Consider the following 19531-nt stretch of genomic DNA (forward strand, 5'->3'; position numbering starts at 1 on the left):
CTACAATGTTGATAAATCAGGGAAATGTTGATAAATATCCAATTTTTGCCTCTCAGTTAAAAAAATGAAACATGTTTTTGTGTTTTATGCCTACTTGATTAACTTATTTTTTTCGCGAATAAGATACCACACTTATATTTTTACAAGAATCTAAAGTCGTTTTTCATAACAATAAAATCTTAATCCGGGCCTGAAATCGAGCTCGATTTCGCCGGCATATATATAGCCCAGTTTAGGAAATAACTTTTGTGTGGCCTGGTTGCTGGCATTGGTGTCTACGCGTAATGTTTTAATCCCTCGGCGTTGTGCTTCGTTTTCGGCCTGCTGCAATAGCGCAGCCGCTATCCCCAATCCACGATATTGAGAGCTTACTGCAAGGCGATGCGTAACCACGGCTGCTTCGGTTATATCCCAGCCAACTTTGGTATATTCAGGCTCCTGGTCGGTTGTTATGGCGGTAATACCGGCAATTTGTCCTTCGGCCTCGGCTACCCAAAGCTGGGTTTTGTTAATATCATCTGTGAATACGGCAACATTAGGGTAGTTATTGTCCCATTGAAGGTTACCGGAAGCAATCATGGCGGGTACAACTTCGGCAATAAGTTCCATGATCTGAGGGATGTCTTGTAGCGTAGCGAGGCGGATCGGCATAAAATGTTTACGATGTAATTGGCCGCCAAATTATAAAAATAGAATTTTAGATCACTCAATTTTAGTTAATATATACCTGCAATTGGCCAGTTTTTAATTATATGCGAGGGACAGTTATTGATAGTGAGGGAGTTAAATTCTGGCTATTTATAAGGTTTGCGTTGCCTGGTTTTTAACTGTACAACAATTATCCATATCATCAGCAACACTATGCTATAAAATGCGATGTTCTGTAGCTTATTGCCAACACTAAATGCGCAATCGATGGAATGTAGGGCTTTAGCCAGCATGTCAATTGTAGTGTGTTAAGATCGGTTAGGTTTTATTTATTTGTTATACAGTATTTTACAGTTTCAAAAATAGTAATTTTATACTTCAAAACGCGCAGGATTTTATGTTGATGCTAATATATTGATATAAAGCTGCGACAGTTGAACACATGATATCGCTCATTGTTTATATATTTACTATCGAACGGCAAAATAATTCCTTTAAATACATAAACCATGACCCTTGTTGAATTTTTAAAATGGCTTAAACGTGAGTCGGAGGGGTTAGAGCAATTGACCATACGTAATTATTACACCCATTTGGAGCAGCTGTTTAAAATAATAGCGTATGACGGTGCCCGCCTGGATAATAAACATGCGCTTATGATTACAACATACCTGCAATATATTGCCAACACTAAACGCGATGAATTTAGAAATGATTTGTCTAAGGCAAACCTGGCAGAGGTTCTTGAAAATATAAAAACAGATTTAGATTGCATGATCTTCCGGATTGAGCAGGGAAACAAGCCACTTATTTAGAAACAAGCCACTTATTTAATAGTGTAGTATAAAACATCATAAGCGCGGGGTTTACACTCACAGGCTTATGATGTTAAACATTAATGATTGTGCTTTTTATGAATATCTTTCACCAGGCAAAGTTTTTTAATGTCGGCTATTTTGATGATAAACGGAGCGTATTTGAGCCGGTTGCCAATCATTTCTGTAGTGTTATCTGAATGGGCAACTACTTCTTCTGCGCTATCGCCGGCCAGCAGTCTTTTGTACATGCGGTATTCGCCCCATTCAATATAGTATACCTCGCCCGGAAGTATCTTTTTATCATGTATCACCTTAAGCGCTACCCAGCAGCCGTTTTCCAGATAGGGGTACATAGAGTGGCCCCAAACGGGTAAAGCAAAGTCGCAATCCTCAATTCCCGGAAAATTCATACGGCCAACCGGCATGGAATCATTAATATCATTATAAACCTCAACCCCTGATGCGGTAGCCGAGATCTCATACATAGGGATGCCGTCTTCTGTTTTTTTCTCTGTATTTTTTTCTTGAATAACACCTGCTTTTGAACCCGTGATGAATTCGCTGTATGTTTCTTTAAATATTCTGAGTTTTTCTGGATCGATGTTCTGGCGGCTTTTTATAATCTCGGTAATGGAGCTTGGCGAATTAAACCCAAGAACTTCGGATAATTGGGCATTTCCTATAAATGCTTTTCCCTTAAGTTGATTATAAAGTATAATAAACTCCAGTGTTTCCGGGCGTATGGTTTTGATTTTGCTGGCTTTTGGGGTCTCGTCCATGTTGATAACTTTTTAAAGATATTTCTTTATTTAAATAAAGATTATTCTGTATATTTGTTCTGTTGATTCTACTAAAGTACGGCAATTTTTTACAATTGCAAACATATTTAGTAAAGAAATTAAAGAATTTTTATTACAGAAAAATTCAATTATCGAAATCAACTTTCAAGAATACCAGAATTGTAAACAAATTTACCATGTATATAGCCTACTCCGCCATTCAAAAACAAGATGATCAGCAACAGCAAAATTCCACCGTTCCCCCCAATCATGAACGTGTTATACGCTACCAGGCGTATATCGAAACTTGCGCAAAGTATAGTAATGAAATAGCTGCTATACAAAAGTATATCCCCGGCTGGACACCCGCTTTCCGATAGCTCATCGCCCAACACAATACACCTTATTCAGTAAACAAAAAAACAATACAATGATAAAAATCGCACAGAAACTAAAAGATCAATTATGGTGGCTTATTATATCAGTGGACTATAATTACAGCCGGATAGCCATTGCCGACCATGATTTAAATGATGATACGCTTACCCTTTGGCTGGAAGATAAGCAGGACTACAAAAACTCACTCGATGAGTGCCTGCAGGTAGATATTAGGGCACGTGAATTTGCCAAAATAATCAAAAGCGAAGGGCTGAACAGCTATGAGGGCAGTAAAATGCACCCAACTAAAAACTTTGTATACCAGGCGCGTATTGAAATAAATACCCCGCTTAAATGGTATCAGAACGATGCTGCCGTTATTGAGCAGCAATGGGCCCGCGAAGCTGTGTTAAAAACGATACTAACCCAGCTTGTTGAAACCGAAGCTGCCCGTATTTATGATTAAGCTCGTTTTTATGTATTTTATTATGCCAAATAGCATATTTTACATAGTAAAAAGAAGCGTCTTAGCGAAGGAAATAACCTTATCTAAGGCGCTTTTTGGTTTAAATATAATGTGTGAAATTACAGAGGTTGATATCGCCCTGCAGCGATCGGTTATTTTACCCTTACCTGTTGTTTCTCTTCTTTTTCCACCTCTACTAATTCCTCAACCTCACTGATGGCCTCGGCTGGCTGGCTGGCGTAGTTCAACTTGCGGAAACGCCATTGAGCGAAAGCCGGTTCCTGGAAACGGTTAATCAGCTTAAAAAATTTGGGAAAATTGTGTACCTCATCTAATAATACGCCGGTTACTATACCATTATTATCCAATATTTCGCGGATGGTATATTCCTTGTCCTTGGTTATCCAGATCTCAAAATCCCTTCTTATTTCTTCGCTTTTCTCAGGATCTATCCTATCATTTACGCAAATTACTTTGTCTCCTGGTTTCATGATCGTATATGCTATTTGAGTTGCGTTTTATTTTACACGCAGCCATAATACACTACAAAGTACCGCTTTTTAAACCGCAATTGAAAAATATCACGAATAAATTATGCAATGGTTAAGTAAAGATTAAACCACAGTTTTTATATGTGGTTAAAGAAAAGGTAACCTATTGATTAAAAATGTCGTAATAACAGGTGATATATAAATGTATTGATGTGATGAGTTTTTTTTATTTTTTTCTGATCGTAGGCTCGCTGGTGGTTTATCTTATTTTAAAATTTGATAAACAGCAACGCCATAAGCAAAAAATGCTGCTAAAAAAAATCAGTGATGTGGAGCCGCTGCTGCTCATGGAAAGTTTAAAGCAAAAGGTTAACCGCTTGAATGAGGTGATAACCCGGCATTCGGCCAAAAGTGAAATGGGCGATCAACTCAAAAAAATAACTGCCGATTATAATCGTGGGCAAATAAGCATGCAAGCCTATAATAATGAGCTTAATGAATTGCTGAAAAGGATGGAGTAGCGATGATTATTTATAGGATGCCTGAGCATTGGCGTGGGCGGTGATATCAAAAAGTAAATAAATATTTGCCAAATAAACAAATTGTTTATTATTGCAGTTGCATATGTCTGACGAAGCAATAATAAAACGGTTAAAAGTGATTGTAAAGGAGCATGGCGGGCAGCTGGCCCTTGCAGGTGCCATAGGGGTTGACCAGGGTTTTATCAGTAAAGTGATCAATCAAAAGCAGGATATCAGCTATTATTTGATCCGTAAGCTTTGCTTTCAACTAAAATATTCGCCAGAGTGGCTTATTTTAGGTACCGGCGAAAAAAAGATAGACAAGCCCGAATCGGCTAAACTGATTACCGAGATCCAGATGATGCGCACCGAAGTAGATATTTTACATGCCCGTATGCGTGCCTACGAAATGGAGATCAAAGAACTGCGCGATCATTTACAGGTGGATAAAAAAGCCGGATAGTTTTACAGTTAAAAAATTGAAATAATAAAAAGGCCATCCTTGTAAGGGATGGCCTTTTTATTTTATTGCGAGGTTTTTACCGGCAATAGCGGCTAGCTATGATAGTTGCCTTTTTTAAACCCAGTTCAACGGCTTTGTTAAAATTGGTACAGGCTTCTGCTTTTTGGTTTAGGGCTATTTTGGTGAGTGCCATTTGTAAATAGGCGCCCGCATATTTAGTGTTTAGGGTTATAGCGGTAACGCAATCACTAAGCGCGCCTTGCGCGTCACCAAGGTCAAGTTTTAACTCGGCCAGATCGGTATATACGTAGGCGCCGTCGCCAAATTTTAAGGCGTTGTCAAAATCCTCGGTTGAGCCTTGCTCATCGCCCTGTTTACTTTTGGCAATACTGCTATGGGCATAGGCTTTGGCATTATTGTTATTGATATAAGTAGCGTTATGATAATCATCTGCCGCCCCGGCATAATCTTTCAAGGCTAGTTTAACATCGCCTCTGAACAGAAAAGTTTCGTCATTAGAGTAAATGGCCACCGCTTTATCCAGATCGGCCAGGGCTGCCTTATAGTTTTTTAACCTGAACTGGATATGCCCGCGGTTCTGATATACCACTGCCGAAGAATCAGAAATGGAATCAATTTTTATAGCTGCGCTAAAATCGGCCAGTGCGCCACTGTTATCCAGGAGGTCGGCACGGTTAAGGCCGCGTTTTAACAGTATAGAAATGTTTTTAGGGTTTTTAACAATTCCGGCGTCATAATCGGCCATGGCGCCTTGCATGTCGCCTGCGGCAGCCTTCGCTTCGCCCCTGAAAAGATAAAAATTGGAGTTTGCTGGGTTTAAGCTAATGGCTGTTGTAAACAACGACACACCTTTTGTAGTGTATTTGAAAAAATCGGTCACCCGGCCCAGGCGTGTATAAACGTCCTGGCGCTGCGGCGAAATGGATAAAAGTTTTTCAAAATCTTTTACAGCTCCGGCATGGTCATTAGTCTTATCTTTTTCGATGCCCCGGTTTAAATAGGCATAGGTATAATTGGGGTTTACCTGTATGGCCGTAGTATAATCACGTATAGCAGCCTGCCTGTTGCCCAGGTTACGATAGGCATCGCCACGCACCAGGTATGCCTCATCGCTTTTGTTATTGATATTGATAGCCTGTGTAAGATCGGCTATTACACCGGCAGTATCTTTTAAAGCCATTTTTGCCTTGCTGCGGCTTATATAAGCCTTTAAACTTTGCGGGTTTAACAATATGGCGCTATCCGCATCTGATTTGGCGCCCTCACCATCATTAAGCTCCAGTTTAACGGCAGAGCGGTTTTGGTAAGCATCCGGATTTTTAGGATCGAGTGCTATAGCATGGTCCAGATCGTCCATAGCACCGTTGTAATCCTTCAGGTTGCTTTTTACCAGTCCCCGGTATAAATATACATCGGCCCTGTTGGGGTATTGAGTAACGGCTTTATTAAAGTAATCAAGCGCCCCTTTGCTGTCGCCCATGTTATTTTCGGCATTGGCCATGTAAAAGAACAGGTTTTTGAGATTAGGATTCAGTGCCGCTGCTTTTTTATAATCGTCAACCGCGCCTTTATAATCGCCAAGGTTTCCTTTGGTGTTTGCCCGGTAAAGGTAAGCTTCAGCATTTTGAGGGTTAACAGTTAAGGCTGTAGTATAATCGGCCACAGCCCCGTTATAGTCATTGATGCTTGCCTTGGTGTCTGCCCGGTATCTGTATAAGTCGCCTTTTTGCGGGTTTAGTTTTATAGCCGTAGTATAATCACTAATGGCGCCGGTAAAATCACCTTTGTTGTTTTTGGCCAGGCCCCGGTATTCATATAGCTCGGCATTATTGGGATTAAGTTTTAAGGCAAAAGAAAAATCGGCAATGGCACCCGCGTAATCCTGCAGATTTGATTTGGCACTGCCACGGTACTGGAACATTTTCGCGTTCTGCGGTTCAAGCGCGATGGCTTTATTAAAATCATCAATAGCATTGTGGTAACTGCCTAAGTTGCTTTCGGCATTGGCCTTGTAATAATACGCTGTAGCGAAATTTGGTCTTAGGCTTATGGTTTTAGTATAATCGGCAATGGCGGCCTCATAATTTTTAAGGTTACCATAAGCATTTGCACGGTAAAAATAAGCCTCATTGTTACCATCGTTCAATTGTATGGCTTTGGTAAATTCCTGTACGGCGGCATTGTAATCTTTTGCATTGGCCCGGGCATTGCCATTTTGTATATAGGTATTTGCCGTTTGGGCAAATGCGCCAAAAGGGAACAGGATAAGGAGTAAAAGTTTTTTCATTGATGAATACCGGTTTTCAAGTTTCAGTAAAACTAATACAGCACACAACAAAGGCCATACCGAAAATAAAAACGCTTAAAATAGAGTTTTAAAAACGGTTTATAACATTGAGTTAAGCGTATTTGGGGTATAAAAACCCCAGAATTAATTTTTGAGACAATATTCGACAGGAGTAATTAACCTATAGGTAAGCAGGGTGGAGCTTAGAAGTAGGATGCTTCGTTTGTTTTGTCTGCGTGGTTTTGGACGCGTCTTTTATTATAAAAGATAAATGCCGTGCAAATGAGAATACAGGAAATAGCAAAAATTTCAATAATAAAATGAATAAGGGGGATATGGCCCGGAGTATTGGAGATCAAAATACCTGCATCTGGCAGGAGTAATCCAAATAATGGAAAACAAAAGAACATTCTTAATATTATTAATTTCTCCATAATTATTAACATTTAGTATGATAATGCTAAGGTACGCATTAAATCATTATTATTTAAATAAAAAAACAAACTAATTCGTACTACAATCCAGATAAAAAAAAGTTTTCAAATTTTTTAAAAAAGTTTTTAGAGTATGAAAAGGGAGTGAATAAGGGGAGGAAAAATATTTTCAAATTTATTTTTAAATGAATGAATGTTCATTTATATTTGTAATGAAAATATGAGACCACGCGACGAAAATAAGGAACAGCTAATACGCCAAAAAGCCATTGAGATCATAGTAGCTCATGGAATTGATGGTTTTAGTGTACACAAACTGGCAAAGGCTGCGGGTGTATCACCGGCTACTATCTACATTTATTACAAGGATAAAGATGATCTGATCATTAGGCTTTGTATTGATGTGGCCGGTAAAATGATGGATTTTAGTTTTAAAGATTTTTCGCCGGAAATGGATTTTGCCGATGGCCTTAAAATACAATGGACAAACAGGATGGATTACTTTGTAAAGTTTCCGGCCGAAATGGAGTTTATTGAAATAATGCGGTACACGCATTATTACCAGGAGGTAAGCAAGGCGCTTACTACCAATTTTGGGGCGATTTTAGGACCATTTATGGAAAACTCCATCAAAAAAAAGCAATTGATACCATTGCCATTTGAGGTATACTGGTCCATAGCATTTGCGCCATTATACCAGCTGGTAAAATACCATCACCAGGGTAATAGCTACGTTAATAATAAATTTGAACTTACGGAAGCTTTACTTATGCAAACCCTTCAATTGGTATTAAAGGCGCTAAAACCTTAAAAAATTTAGCTATATAAATAAATGAACATTCACTTATAATTTTAATAACCATGAAACTAAATCATATAAACCTGCCCGTAACCGATGTAGCCGCCTGCATCAGCTTTTTTGAGCAGTATTTTAATTTTAAATGTGTTGAAGTAAAGGGCGATAACCTATTAGCCGTTTTACAGGGCGCGGATGGCTTTACTTTGGTACTAATGGCCAATAGCTTTAACCGCAATGGTAACACCGCTTATCCCGACGCCTTCCATATCGGATTTTTTGTTGACGATAGGGATCAGGTAACAAATATATATAACCGGCTGATTGCCGGTGGATATGCTACGGAGCATCCGCCCGGTAGTTTACGTGGCAGCTTTGGTTTTTACTTTAACGCGCCCGGAAATTTGCTTACAGAAGTTACCTGCCACGTGTAACAATTAATCGAAAGTTAAATCAAAAATTTAAATTATTTCATCTTATGGTAGAAGCATCGGCTTATAAAGCACCCCACCATGTTATGCTGTTTTTTCAGGAGAAAGAAATTGCAAACACACAGCACGCTTTTGTAAATGAACGTATTAGCTATTATGAAAACCTTAAAAATATGGGTAAAGTATTGTTAAGTGGTAATTTTTGGAACCAGGCCCGTAATTTTATTATTGTGTATGTATCGTCAGATACGGAACTGGAGCAAATTATAGATAACGACCCGGCCGTACGCAATAATGTGTTTGAATTGGTAAGGGCCATGCCTTTTTGATGCTGATTAAGCCGTATCATTTTTAATGATATTTTAAATAAATCGATTTATATTCAAAATAATGAATATTTGGACTGCTTACGTGTAATAATAATGCCAAAATGGAAATATTTACGCAAGTTTTATTCGTAAATAATTAAAATATTTCGATAAAACGATGTAAAATTAACCTGTTTGAAATATTATTTTACTTTTTAAGCAAAATAATTTGCATCGTATTCCCAAAAGGTGTAGATTAGGGATATCAAATTATTAGTTATGGAGGAAATAGCGATTTTTAGAATATTCTCGAGTTTCCCGCTGCTGGGATTACTTATTCCGGATCTTTCATCACTATTTATATTCCCGGTGAAGCGGATCTCCCCAACCCATCTGTATGTAGAGGGCTTTTTATTATTAACTGTTGCCATTTGCACAATAGGTATCTGGTACCATCAAAGGCAGGAGCGGAGTAGTAACAATGTACAGGTATCGCAGGAGTCTGATCCCGTTTTAGGGATAAATTAAATTTGCATAGCTGGTGCTATAAAAATATAAGCCAATTATAAACCTATATTATTTGATACCCTTATGCCCGGTATATTTAAGCCGGGCTTTATTTTTTGTTGCCACGGTTAAATGAGGTAATATTTGTACTTATAGTAATGAATTAAGGTTTTTTTATATTTTTACTGTAATGAACCTTGATCAATTTAACCCTTGCACCGTTGGCTTTATGCGCCTTAACAGGAACCCGTTTAAAGCTGCGCCTTATTTAAAAACAGTGTTAATTTTAATGTTTACCTGCTTTTTCGGGAAGGTTATGGGGCAGCACCGATCGCACGAAGCGTTAACCTGGGGCGGCGGCAGTGGTAGCGGCGGTGGCAATAATTTTGAATCGGGCTATGCTGTTACGTTTGGTGCCGGTATTGACGCCCCTCTGAATTATTTCAAGGATATTTATAAACCCTCCGCGGCATTTAATTTAGGGGTGGCACGTTTTATGGATAAATTTACCATAAGCCTTAACGTGGGCTATCATAATTATCAGCCTAAAGACGCTTTTAATCCCGAAAAAATAACCATCGAAATTGCGAACGAGCAAGATAATGGCACCCCGGACCAGGGCCCAATTACTGTTTTTTCCAACTACAGGGTATTCTCGGGTTATGCAAGTGTTGTTTATAACGTTGATATAGCCGATGGAGCAAGATTGTATGGCGGCGCTAACCTGGGTGGCTATTATACCGATTACTCCTACCTGATTTTTGACCCCAATAGCGATCAGGGAGGTAGCGTAGTGACTCCCGAGCGTAAGAATTTTTATGTAGCTCCCCGTTTGGGCTTGATCTTTGGCATTAGCGATCACATTGGTGTAAGTGTGGAATCGACCTATAATTTTTATGCCCCGCTAAAAAAAGCGAACAACAGTGGTGGTACATTTTATACCTCGGTTACCGGCTTAGCTTCGCTTGTTTATAAATTTTAAATACAGTGTCATCGCTTCTTAAACGGGGTTGTAAAAAACTCATCAACCTTTTGGTTAAACTCATCCCGGTGCTCAATCAGTGTACCGTGGCCTGAGTTGGGCACTATCCATAAATAAGCATTGGGAATGTTTTGTGCAATAAGTACCGTATGCTGCGTGGGGATCAGATCATGATCGCCACCGATGATCAGTGAGGGGCATTTAATTGCTTTTAACTCCGCAAGCTTAATATTGGGTTGAAACCAATCGAGCAGAAATACCTTCCAGTCGTTTTTTTCTTTGGCAGTTTTAAATACCGTATTCTTTTTGGCTTCGTAATCCTTTTGTTCCTGTTTCCAGTACGAGGGGATAAGCCCGGTAGAATCGGGCCATAAATTGGCGCCGGTAGCAGCCAGTTTAATTACTTTATCAGGATGACGCATGGCCAGTTCAAGCGCGTTAATACCCCCATCGCTCCAGCCAATAACATAGGCCGAATCAACATGCATCGCATCCAGCAAACCTGCAAAATCATCGGCCATCATTTCAAAACTTAAAGAATCACGACTATCTTTTGATTTGCCATGCGCCCGGCTATCCACAGCAATAACCTTATATTTTTTGGCAAAATAGGGGATGGTACCGGCAAAATTACCCATACTGCCCCCGTTGCCATGTATCAGCAGTAGTGGTTTACCGCTGCCGTAAACTTCGGTATACAGTTTTATGCCACGTACATTATAGTATTTCCCTGCCGCGGTGTTATCACCATAGGGTGTTTTTACCTGGGCATTGCTTGCAGAAAATATTCCTAATAAGCAGGCAAATAATAGGTAGCGTGATTTTTGAATTTTCATTAGTGTAAATTGTTTTTTTAAAGGTAATGAAGCTATCATGAGCCGTATTACTCATTCCGGTTTGTGAACATTTAGTTCATGATAGTTTCATAAAGGTTAAAATAAGAGTTGTAATCGGCACATACAATGATGGCGCCGACCCCGTAAATGTATGATTACTTGAAATATATTAATAACCGAAAGTATAAAAAGCTGTGCTAACACGTTAAGTAATATTACCTTTGCCATATTAATTTAAATACTTTTAAACTAAACACGTAAAACAATACTCTAATAATGTAATTAAAAAGAAATGTTTTACTACCTATACCAATATAATATTCATGCCTGCCATTTACCTAAAAAGTAATTATATAGCTTTTATTCTGTTTTTTATAGCTGGCTTGTTTTGCATTAATAGCTCTTTTGCACAGGATGCTACCAGCCACAGCACGTTTAAATTTAAAACGGTAATTGTTGATGCCGGGCACGGCGGTAAAGACCCGGGCGCGCATGGTGCTTATTCTAAAGAAAAAAATGTGGCCCTCAGCATTGCCAAAAAGCTGCGCGATTTGATTAACGACGAAATGAGCGGCGTTAAGGTAGTAATGACTCGCAGTACCGATGTTTTTGTAGAGCTGCATAAACGCGCCGATATTGCTAATGACAATCATGGCAACTTGTTTATATCCATTCATTGCAACTCATCGCCTCAAAAACGCAGTACCGAGCGGGGAACCCTGCTGCTGGTTTATGGTTTTCACCGCAGCCAGGAACAGCGCGAAGCCCTGCGCGAAAACGCCTCTATTTATATTGAAAAGGATTACAAGGATAAATACAACGGTTATGGCAGCGATGCGGTGGTAAATACCATTGTGCTGAATGCCTTTCAGCAAAAGTACCGTAAGCAGAGCATTCAGTTTGGCGACCTGGTTGATCATGAATTTAAAAAAACGGATGGCCGTCGCAGCCATGGGGTAAAGGAGCAGGGGGTATTGGTACTGGCACAAAGTGGTATGCCCGCTGTATTGGTTGAAACCGGTTTTATCAATAATGCATCTGACGAGGAATATCTAAATTCAAGCTCGGGCCAAACTGAAATAGCCAGGTCTATTTTAAGAGCACTGAAACAATACAGAGATAACCTGGAGGGCAGATAAGTTAAATATTGGTATCGTTTAAACAAAAAAGCCAGACCTTTATGGTCCGGCTTTTTTGTTTAAAATGGAATGTGTTTTATTGCTTCACTTTCACATACTTCAATGCGTTGCTGCCAGAAGTAACCGTAAGTGTATCCTGGCTTGCGCTTATTTTGTACGGAAGCTTGTTAAAAAGGGTTTGGTTTACAGGCGTACCGCTACTATTAGGATCTAAGGAACTTAATTGCTGATTCAAATTAACATAAAGTACAGTGCCGCTGGTATTATACGTTGCTTTGTAAAGTGTGCTGGTTGCACTGGTAGTTAAAGGAGTGGCATAAACATCGGTTTGAAAGGTTGCAAACTGTCCTTCATAAAAAGAAACGGTTTGTACGCTATCGCCCTTTGGGGCCCGGTGTATAGTCATTTTCCATGCGCCTAACAGGTTGGTATCGTCTGTAGCATCAGGGAGTTCGCTACTTTTAGTACATGATTGTAGCACAGTGATCAATCCTAATGAAATAACCAGCATTACTGCTTTTGTATAATAATTGTTGATGTTCATAGTAACTTTTTAAGTTTACAAATTTTTAGTGTTTTAGTTAATTATCGCAAACTTAACGTTGCTACGCGTAAAAAGTTTTCATAAAGAGTAATTTTTATTGTCGTTTTATGAACATTATCGTGCTTTTTGGATACTGTACGCAGTCATATAAGTTGTACCGGAAGTGGTAAGCCGTTAATTTTTATCAAAGCTGTAAAAAACACTAACTTAGTATAAGCTTTAACCCCAATTACTATGGAATCTTTTGTAGTAACCGTTAATAATATAGATTACCAGGTGGGTCTTCATTCATCATTCCCCAAATTGTTTGATGTTTATAATGAAAAGATCAATTATACCATCGGAAAAACAGATGCCGGTAACTGGGTTTATATTAAGCATGAGCCATCGTCGGCTGTTATACCGCTGGAGCAGATTGGGATGGCTATTGATGAGCATTTTGCCGATGAATAGTAAAGTAGCGGAGCAAACCGGCCTGTTCTGTCCCTGTACTGAAAAGGGGATATGAAAATAGATCTGTCATGCTGAACGCAGTGAAGCAGGATGACAAAAAAATATAATCTTTAAGCTTGTGCAGAAAGGGGCTGAGTCAATTATGAGTTATCTCCTTATTGATATGTATCGACATAAAGTCCACTAAAATGGTAGAGTTTTGTCATTAAATTTCAATAAAAAGATGTTTAAACATTTATTTTTAAAAAGATCAATTCAAATATATACTTTTGGTACATAAACAAAAGAAATTTAAAAAGAATTAACACAATGAAAAAGATCTTTATCCTGTTAGCCTCAGCATTTTTGTACACGGCTGCATCGGCACAAACAACCTGGACGGTTGACAAAAATCACTCAAACGTTAAATTTACTGTTACTCACTTGCTGGTAAATGATGTTGACGGTACTTTTAAAAACTACGATGCTACTATAGTTGCTGCAAAACCCGATTTTAGCGATGCTAAAGTTTCTTTTACTGTACAAACAGCTTCTTTAAGTACCGAAAACGAGAATCGCGATAAACACCTTTCAAGTGCCGATTTTTTTGACGTGGCCAATAAGCCAACACTTACCTTCACCAGCACAGGTATCACTAAAACATCTGATAAACATTACGCGCTGAAAGGTAACCTTACTTTAGCAGGTGTTACCAAACCGGTAACTTTTGATTTATGGTACCGTGGTACTATCACCAACCCAATGAGTAAAGCCGATGATGCAGGTTTCCAGTTAACCGGTGTTATCAAACGTTCTGACTTTAATTTCGGTAGTAAATTTGGCGCTGCTATGTTAAGCGACGAAGTAACTATTAAAGCTAACGGCGAATTCGCTAAAGCAAAATAATTTTTTGGAGTAAGGATTCCTGGAACAAGGAGCAAGGACTAACTCGGGGAGGTTTTTTGCATTGTTTCGATGATAGAATAAGGATTTTTGGAGCAAGGAACAAAGACCGATTAAAAAGGGTGTTTGGTATTGTTTCAAAGATCCTTGTTTTTTGAGCTTGGTTTTTTGGAGAAAGCAGCAAGGACTTGCTTACGAAGGTTTTTGCATTGTTTCAAGAATCCTTGTTCTTTGCTCCCAATAGCTTTGTTCAAAAAAAGTCCTTGTTCCCAAAATCTTTGTTTCAGGAAAAAATCATTGTTCATTGCTCCAAAATCTTTGGTCTAAAAAATCAGATGTCCTCATCGGCCAATAATTGTTTCAGCGTATCAAACCAAAGCTGGTTTTTGGTGCCGAAAAAGCTATTGTCTATCATGAGGTATATGGTATGGTGCCCGTCGGCAACTTTATAACGAAGCCGTAGTGGCTGCCAAAATGTGCCATTGTTTTTGATGAGGGAACGTTTGTACACATCATCAAAGCCCAGGTAAACCTGTTCCAGCTGATTTAAGGGAATATCTAAGTAGTTGTACCCATCAATAACCAGGGTACCCGGGGTTAATATAATTTCGCCTTCGCGATGGTGTGGGGGCGGAGTGAGCGCAAAAAGCCCTCCAGCCGCGTCAATTAATGTGCATGCTGCAATTTCATGATCATAGCTCCACATTGCCTTCCCTATTTGTAAAATTTGCATCGTTTAAATTTCGACATTATAATTGATAACTGCAACCATGGCATTTTGTGTATAAGCTAATCAAAATTTTAGCCAAAAATTGCTTGGTGTTGACAACTCTCTCTCTCAATTCACGCAATGTCATTAAGTTAAGCGATTTTGCAAACCCCATCGGGGTTAAAGCTTTGTAGAAAAAGGTCGGTTCAAATTCAGTGCAGTAGGTACTGTACTCAGGTTGTATACCTACGGCATGCTAAATGCTTGTTGTTTATTTTCTACAAAGCTTTTACTCCTACGAAGTATTTTTAAATAATGACATTGCTATTTCGCTGGAAAGGTGGGACAAAACATATTTCCTGAAACCAAAATAAGAACCCTTGCTCTCCTCGCCGTTGTTGGTGACAACACTAACATTGGCGAGGGTTTTCCAAACTCAAACAAGAATCCTTACCCGTTGTTCCAAAAAAATCTGTTCTAAAGGTACTTGCTCTTTGTTCCAAAAATCCTTGTTCCAAAAATCATTATCTTTGATCTGAAGAACTATTTTTCGCAGTATTGATAATATGGCTACAGAAGTTAAGTGCCCCAGTTGTGGTTTTGGTTTCCCGATAGAGGAAGTGATGGCAGAGGAGTATAAGAAGGAGCTTAGGCTTAAAATGCAGGATTATACCCGCCAAAAAGAGGAGGAATACCGTAAAAAAGACGAAGAATTTTTAACCAAGGAGCGCCAGCAAAAGGAAGCTTTTGAGCTGCGGTTAACTGACGAAAAAAAACAGCTGCAACTGGCTATGGAGCAAAATCTGCGTAAATCCATTAGTCAGGATTACGAGAATCAGTTGCTGATGCTCCAAACATCGGCTCAGGAAACCGAAGAAAAGCTAAAACTCTCGCGCCAGAAAGAGCTGGAATTTATGCAGCGCGAAAAACAGCTGCAGCAAAAAGAAGAAGAAATGGAATTGGCCCTGCAGCGCAAACTGCAGGAACAGCGTAACGAGCTGAGCGAACAGATTCGTAAGCAGGAAAACGAACGCTACAGTATAAAAGATACCGAATACCAGCTGAAGGTAAAGGAGCTCGAAAAACAGCTCGACGATCAGAAAAAATTGGCCGAAGAGATGAAACGCAAGGCCGAACAAGGCTCTATGCAGCTACAGGGCGAGGCGCAGGAGCTGATCCTGGAAGAATTGCTGCGTAATTATTTCCCGTTTGATATGATCAGTGAGGTAGGGAAAGGCGTGCGCGGGGCCGATTGTATCCAAACGGTGCGCAACCAGTTTGGGCAGGAATGCGGACGGATTATTTATGAAAGTAAACGCACAGCCACTTTCGGTGCCGATTGGATCGAGAAGCTGAAAAAAGATATGCGTAGCATAGGTGTGGATGTTGCCGTTATTGTTACCCAGTGCTACCCGAAAGGGATGGACTGCTTTGGCGAAAAAGATGGGGTTTGGATCTGTAGTTTTGATGAAGTGAAAGCCGTATCCTACATCCTGCGCGACGGGGTGATCAAATTATCCAATCAGGCCCGCTCGCAAGACAATAAAGGCGATAAAATGCACCTGCTGTATGATTATTTAACCAGCAGCGAGTTTTCTGAACAATGGAAAGCCATCCGCGAAGGCTATATGAGCATGCGCCTGTCGATACAAAAAGAACGCGACGCGATGGAAAAAATGTGGAAGTCGCGCGAGAAACAGCTGGATAAGGTATTGTTGAACGCCGCCCACATCAAAGGTAGCGTAGAAGGCATTGCCGGCAGCGATTCCATACAACTGAGCCTCACCGATGATGAAGATGCCTTGCTGCTGGAATAGGCGGGACCAATTAGTGATTTAGTGATTTTTTCTGAACCTTGATTTATCGATCATTGTTTTTAACGGCACTCAAGAGGGCTACGCCGTTTATAGGATGCCGGGATTACCTTGATTTCGATTGAAGTTTTTGTCAAGGCTTTGTGCGAACGAAGTTGGGCAAATAATTGCAGCCCTGGTTCTACCCGCTTTTCGGGGTAAAGGCTATGAGCGCAAAGAAGCATTTCTGATGACTTGATTTTTGGTTACTTTTCATCAAGGAAAAGTAACTAGGCCCTCCCGCGGCCATGAGCGGGTATACGCCCTGCATTTTAACTTTTATCCCACCAAAAAAATCGTTATATTTGTATACACACAGCCCGGTTATCCGATCAAAAAGGATAACCGGGCTGTTTTGTTAAAGGAAAAACCAGACCAAAAATTGGCTATTCTAAATATAGTTATTTGAAAATCAATAATTTAATACTTTTTAAAATTTAAAACATGTATCAAAACCACGATAAAATTTGTTAAAAAATGTTAAAACGAGGTTTTTTGATCAGTTTTAATCCCATTTCACCCCGTTTTTGAGCAGAAATTTGTTAAAATTTAAGGTTTAAAAAGTTTTTTGGCACCCCTCGAATCGGCATACTGGTCATTTTAAAATATACCCATATCAGCATTTTTTGAACCTGAACTTTTTTATAGATTAGGTATTTTATTTACGATGATATACTCATCTGTATACGAGCTGATTAACTAATTAAAATGCCCCTGCAAAATGAATAATGACCTGATACTGGAAACTATCTCCGTTACCAAAAACTTTTTTGGCAATAAATCTTCCGGTGTTAACAACATAACCATATTTATACCCAAAGGTAAAGTTACCGCCATTGTTGGCGAAAGTGGCAGTGGTAAAACCACCCTGCTCAATTTGCTGTACGGCCATTTGCAACCCGATCATGGGGAGGTATTTTTTAAGGAAGAGCAGGTTTTAAGCCGGGAACATGGATTGCAGCACGCCCACAAGGTAATGCGCCTGGTTACCCAAAACGGAATTGATATGGATGCGCAATTATCTGTTTGGGACACGGTAAGTGCCGGACTGCAAGAGGAAGATAAAAGCCTTACTATACAAAAAGTGACTGAAGCTTTGAATATGCTTCATATTTATCAACTCAAAGAACAGCCCTTCGGTAAATTAAGCGGCGGCGAAAAACAGCGGGTAACCATTGCCAAGGCCCTGATCAGTCGTCCGGAAGTATTATTGCTGGATGAGCCCTTCAACCAGGTTGATGCTACTTATCGGGAAGGTTTACAGCACGATATCCGCTACATAGTGCAAGCCTGGGGAGTTACGGTGGTGCTGGTATCGCATGACCCTGCCGAAATACTGTCCATGGCTGATGAACTGATCGTATTGAAAGAGGGGGAGATTGTAGAGAACGGTAGTCCGGAGCAATTGTATCATTCGCCTAAGTTACTATATACCTCGCAGATACTGGCTAGTTGCAGTCAGCTTACATCAACCCAGGCCAAGGTTTGCGGTATCAAAAGCAGGCGCGGAGTAGTGGTTATCTATGCCGAACACGTCAGGATAGGTGGTTTGGGCAGTAAATGGCTGGTGACGCAGGTATTGTTCAAAGGTTTTTATGAGGAGCTAATTATTGAACGCGAGGGCGTTATCCTGCAGGTAACCAATTACGATAGGGGCAAATATCCCAAAGGGAGTAAGGTTAGTATCAATATCAATAAGTACTTTGAATTTGGGAAATGGGAGGGGTAAAAGAGAAGCAAGAAATAAGAATCAGGAATCAAGAGGGGGTATTAGATCACCTCATTTGTTTTTTCTTGACTCTTGATTCTTATTTCTTGACTCTCTCAGTTTATGCCAGTTCCAACTTAGCCTGTTTCTCTTTGCGGTATTTGCTGAGGTTGATGAGCAATACGCTGCCCAGGATGATCACCAAGCCAACTACCTGTAAAAGTGTTATGCTTTCGTGCGCAAACACCACCCCGAGTATAACCGCTATAACAGGGTTTACATAAGCATAAGTACTTACCTGCGTTGCAGGGCGAACCTGCAAAAGCCATACATAAGCGCTAAACGCGGCTATTGAACCAAAAATTATCAGGTAAAGTAGAGCCAGCCAGCTATGGCTTGGAATGTTTTGCCATTGCAGGTTTTGCACTTCGTGATTTAAAAAGCTCGATGGTAAAAATATAAAACCAGCGGCCAGCATCTGCCAGGCAGTATTTACCGAAGCCGATCCCTGTGTGTTATGATATTTGGAATACAATGATCCCGACGCCCATGACATGGCACCTATGAGTAATAATAACATTCCCGGCAATTTTGCAAGCCCGGTGGAAGAATCAAACAAGCCGCGTATTTGCTCGCTGAATAATAAAATAACACCGGCAAAGCCTATGATTAAACCAACAATGGTAGATGTGCTTTTGAAATTTACACGCCAGTTTTGTTTGTCGAACAGTACAAACCAAATAGGTGCCGATGATACCATAATGGCCACCATGGCGCTGGGGAGTGTTTGTTCAACCCAGATCACGGCGCCGTTACCTATTACCAGCAGTAAAAAGCCGGTAACAGCAGCGTGAACAATATTGCGTTTAATAAAGATTTGTTCGCCTTTAATTTTACACCAGGTTAATAGCAAAACGCCGGCAGTAAGAAATCGAAGGGCGCCTAACAGCAACGGTGGAAACCCATCGACAGCCATTTTTATAAAAAAGTACGTCGAGCCCCAAACAATATAAACTGTTGCAAAGGCGATGATAACCATTAATGGTGATGCGGATTTTTGAGGTGTTAAGGCCATGA

23 protein-coding genes are annotated in these 19531 nt (G+C 39.9%); 15 read left to right on the plus strand and 8 right to left on the minus strand.

From position 1 onward, the window contains the following. Window positions 1-150 precede the first annotated feature (150 nt). Window positions 151-651: a GNAT family N-acetyltransferase gene (locus tag FHW89_RS18995; RefSeq protein WP_172336628.1), complete on the minus strand. Its 501-nt coding sequence runs from the start codon at window positions 649-651 to the stop codon at window positions 151-153. Window positions 652-1157: 506 nt separating this feature from the next. Between FHW89_RS18995 and FHW89_RS19000 the strand changes: the two genes are divergently transcribed. After that, window positions 1158-1463, plus strand: a complete 306-nt coding sequence (locus FHW89_RS19000) for a hypothetical protein (RefSeq protein WP_172336629.1) — start codon at window positions 1158-1160, stop codon at window positions 1461-1463. Window positions 1464-1543: 80 nt separating this feature from the next. Here FHW89_RS19000 and FHW89_RS19005 read toward each other — a convergent pair whose 3' ends face one another. Continuing rightward, complete coding sequence (locus FHW89_RS19005; protein ID WP_172336630.1) at window positions 1544-2245, minus strand: S24 family peptidase; 702 nt, start codon at window positions 2243-2245, stop codon at window positions 1544-1546. 197 nt (window positions 2246-2442) lie between these two features. On the opposite strand from FHW89_RS19005, the gene FHW89_RS19010 reads away from it, so the two are divergent. Continuing rightward, window positions 2443-2625 (plus strand): hypothetical protein, encoded by a 183-nt coding sequence (locus FHW89_RS19010; RefSeq protein ID WP_172336631.1) that lies wholly within the window; start codon window positions 2443-2445, stop codon window positions 2623-2625. A gap of 50 nt (window positions 2626-2675) precedes the next feature. Further along, the gene (locus FHW89_RS19015) at window positions 2676-3089 is read left to right on the plus strand and encodes a hypothetical protein (RefSeq protein WP_172336632.1); all 414 of its coding nucleotides are present in this window, start codon (window positions 2676-2678) and stop codon (window positions 3087-3089) included. Window positions 3090-3241: 152 nt separating this feature from the next. On the opposite strand, the gene FHW89_RS19020 is transcribed toward FHW89_RS19015, so the two are convergent. After that, on the minus strand, window positions 3242-3580 hold the full coding sequence (locus tag FHW89_RS19020) for a hypothetical protein (protein ID WP_172336633.1): 339 nt from the start codon (window positions 3578-3580) through the stop codon (window positions 3242-3244). Window positions 3581-3795: 215 nt separating this feature from the next. Between FHW89_RS19020 and FHW89_RS19025 the strand changes: the two genes are divergently transcribed. Next, window positions 3796-4101, plus strand: a complete 306-nt coding sequence (locus FHW89_RS19025; protein WP_172336634.1) for a hypothetical protein — start codon at window positions 3796-3798, stop codon at window positions 4099-4101. Window positions 4102-4204: 103 nt separating this feature from the next. Continuing rightward, a complete protein-coding gene (locus FHW89_RS19030; RefSeq protein ID WP_172336635.1) occupies window positions 4205-4564 on the plus strand; it encodes a helix-turn-helix domain-containing protein in 360 nt (119 codons plus the stop codon). Between the two features lie 76 nt (window positions 4565-4640). Here the strand turns inward: FHW89_RS19030 and FHW89_RS19035 are convergent, their stop codons facing one another. After that, the gene (locus tag FHW89_RS19035; protein ID WP_172336636.1) at window positions 4641-6872 is read right to left on the minus strand and encodes a tetratricopeptide repeat protein; all 2232 of its coding nucleotides are present in this window, start codon (window positions 6870-6872) and stop codon (window positions 4641-4643) included. Window positions 6873-7526: 654 nt separating this feature from the next. On the opposite strand from FHW89_RS19035, the gene FHW89_RS19040 reads away from it, so the two are divergent. The 5 genes from FHW89_RS19040 (at window position 7527) to FHW89_RS19060 (ending at window position 10330) form a co-directional block, all read left to right on the plus strand. Continuing rightward, window positions 7527-8117, plus strand: coding sequence for a TetR/AcrR family transcriptional regulator (locus FHW89_RS19040; RefSeq protein WP_172336637.1), 591 nt, complete (start codon window positions 7527-7529; stop codon window positions 8115-8117). Between the two features lie 50 nt (window positions 8118-8167). Beyond that, the gene (locus FHW89_RS19045; protein WP_172336638.1) at window positions 8168-8536 is read left to right on the plus strand and encodes a VOC family protein; all 369 of its coding nucleotides are present in this window, start codon (window positions 8168-8170) and stop codon (window positions 8534-8536) included. A 44-nt stretch (window positions 8537-8580) separates the two neighbouring features. Further along, complete coding sequence (locus FHW89_RS19050) at window positions 8581-8862, plus strand: YciI family protein (RefSeq protein WP_172336639.1); 282 nt, start codon at window positions 8581-8583, stop codon at window positions 8860-8862. A 258-nt stretch (window positions 8863-9120) separates the two neighbouring features. Further along, window positions 9121-9369 carry a hypothetical protein gene (locus tag FHW89_RS19055; protein ID WP_172336640.1) on the plus strand — a complete coding sequence of 83 codons (249 nt, stop codon included), beginning with the start codon at window positions 9121-9123 and terminating at the stop codon, window positions 9367-9369. A 169-nt stretch (window positions 9370-9538) separates the two neighbouring features. Next, a complete protein-coding gene (locus FHW89_RS19060) occupies window positions 9539-10330 on the plus strand; it encodes a hypothetical protein (protein ID WP_172336641.1) in 792 nt (263 codons plus the stop codon). Between the two features lie 8 nt (window positions 10331-10338). On the opposite strand, the gene FHW89_RS19065 is transcribed toward FHW89_RS19060, so the two are convergent. Continuing rightward, complete coding sequence (locus FHW89_RS19065; protein WP_172336642.1) at window positions 10339-11166, minus strand: alpha/beta fold hydrolase; 828 nt, start codon at window positions 11164-11166, stop codon at window positions 10339-10341. Window positions 11167-11489: 323 nt separating this feature from the next. Between FHW89_RS19065 and FHW89_RS19070 the strand changes: the two genes are divergently transcribed. Next, complete coding sequence (locus FHW89_RS19070) at window positions 11490-12305, plus strand: N-acetylmuramoyl-L-alanine amidase (protein WP_172336643.1); 816 nt, start codon at window positions 11490-11492, stop codon at window positions 12303-12305. 76 nt (window positions 12306-12381) lie between these two features. Here FHW89_RS19070 and FHW89_RS19075 read toward each other — a convergent pair whose 3' ends face one another. Continuing rightward, complete coding sequence (locus FHW89_RS19075) at window positions 12382-12849, minus strand: hypothetical protein (RefSeq protein ID WP_172336644.1); 468 nt, start codon at window positions 12847-12849, stop codon at window positions 12382-12384. Between the two features lie 234 nt (window positions 12850-13083). Between FHW89_RS19075 and FHW89_RS19080 the strand changes: the two genes are divergently transcribed. Together FHW89_RS19080 and FHW89_RS19085 are read left to right on the plus strand one after the other, a co-directional pair. After that, window positions 13084-13302, plus strand: coding sequence for a hypothetical protein (locus tag FHW89_RS19080; protein ID WP_172336645.1), 219 nt, complete (start codon window positions 13084-13086; stop codon window positions 13300-13302). A gap of 309 nt (window positions 13303-13611) precedes the next feature. Further along, window positions 13612-14187, plus strand: coding sequence for a YceI family protein (locus tag FHW89_RS19085; protein ID WP_172336646.1), 576 nt, complete (start codon window positions 13612-13614; stop codon window positions 14185-14187). Window positions 14188-14515: 328 nt separating this feature from the next. Here the strand turns inward: FHW89_RS19085 and FHW89_RS19090 are convergent, their stop codons facing one another. Then, entirely contained in the window at window positions 14516-14917 is a 402-nt protein-coding gene (locus FHW89_RS19090) for a hypothetical protein (RefSeq protein WP_172336647.1), read from the minus strand. Window positions 14918-15459: 542 nt separating this feature from the next. Here FHW89_RS19090 and FHW89_RS19095 point away from each other — a divergent pair. Beyond that, a complete protein-coding gene (locus FHW89_RS19095) occupies window positions 15460-16710 on the plus strand; it encodes a DUF2130 domain-containing protein (protein ID WP_172336648.1) in 1251 nt (416 codons plus the stop codon). 757 nt (window positions 16711-17467) lie between these two features. Further along, a complete protein-coding gene (locus FHW89_RS19100; RefSeq protein WP_172336649.1) occupies window positions 17468-18475 on the plus strand; it encodes an ABC transporter ATP-binding protein in 1008 nt (335 codons plus the stop codon). A 100-nt stretch (window positions 18476-18575) separates the two neighbouring features. On the opposite strand, the gene FHW89_RS19105 is transcribed toward FHW89_RS19100, so the two are convergent. Then, entirely contained in the window at window positions 18576-19529 is a 954-nt protein-coding gene (locus FHW89_RS19105; RefSeq protein WP_216650627.1) for an EamA family transporter, read from the minus strand. Window positions 19530-19531: the final 2 nt, after the last annotated feature.

It is taken from the genome of Mucilaginibacter sp. SG564 (assembly GCF_013149275.1).
Taxonomy (GTDB): Bacteria; Bacteroidota; Bacteroidia; order Sphingobacteriales; family Sphingobacteriaceae; genus Mucilaginibacter.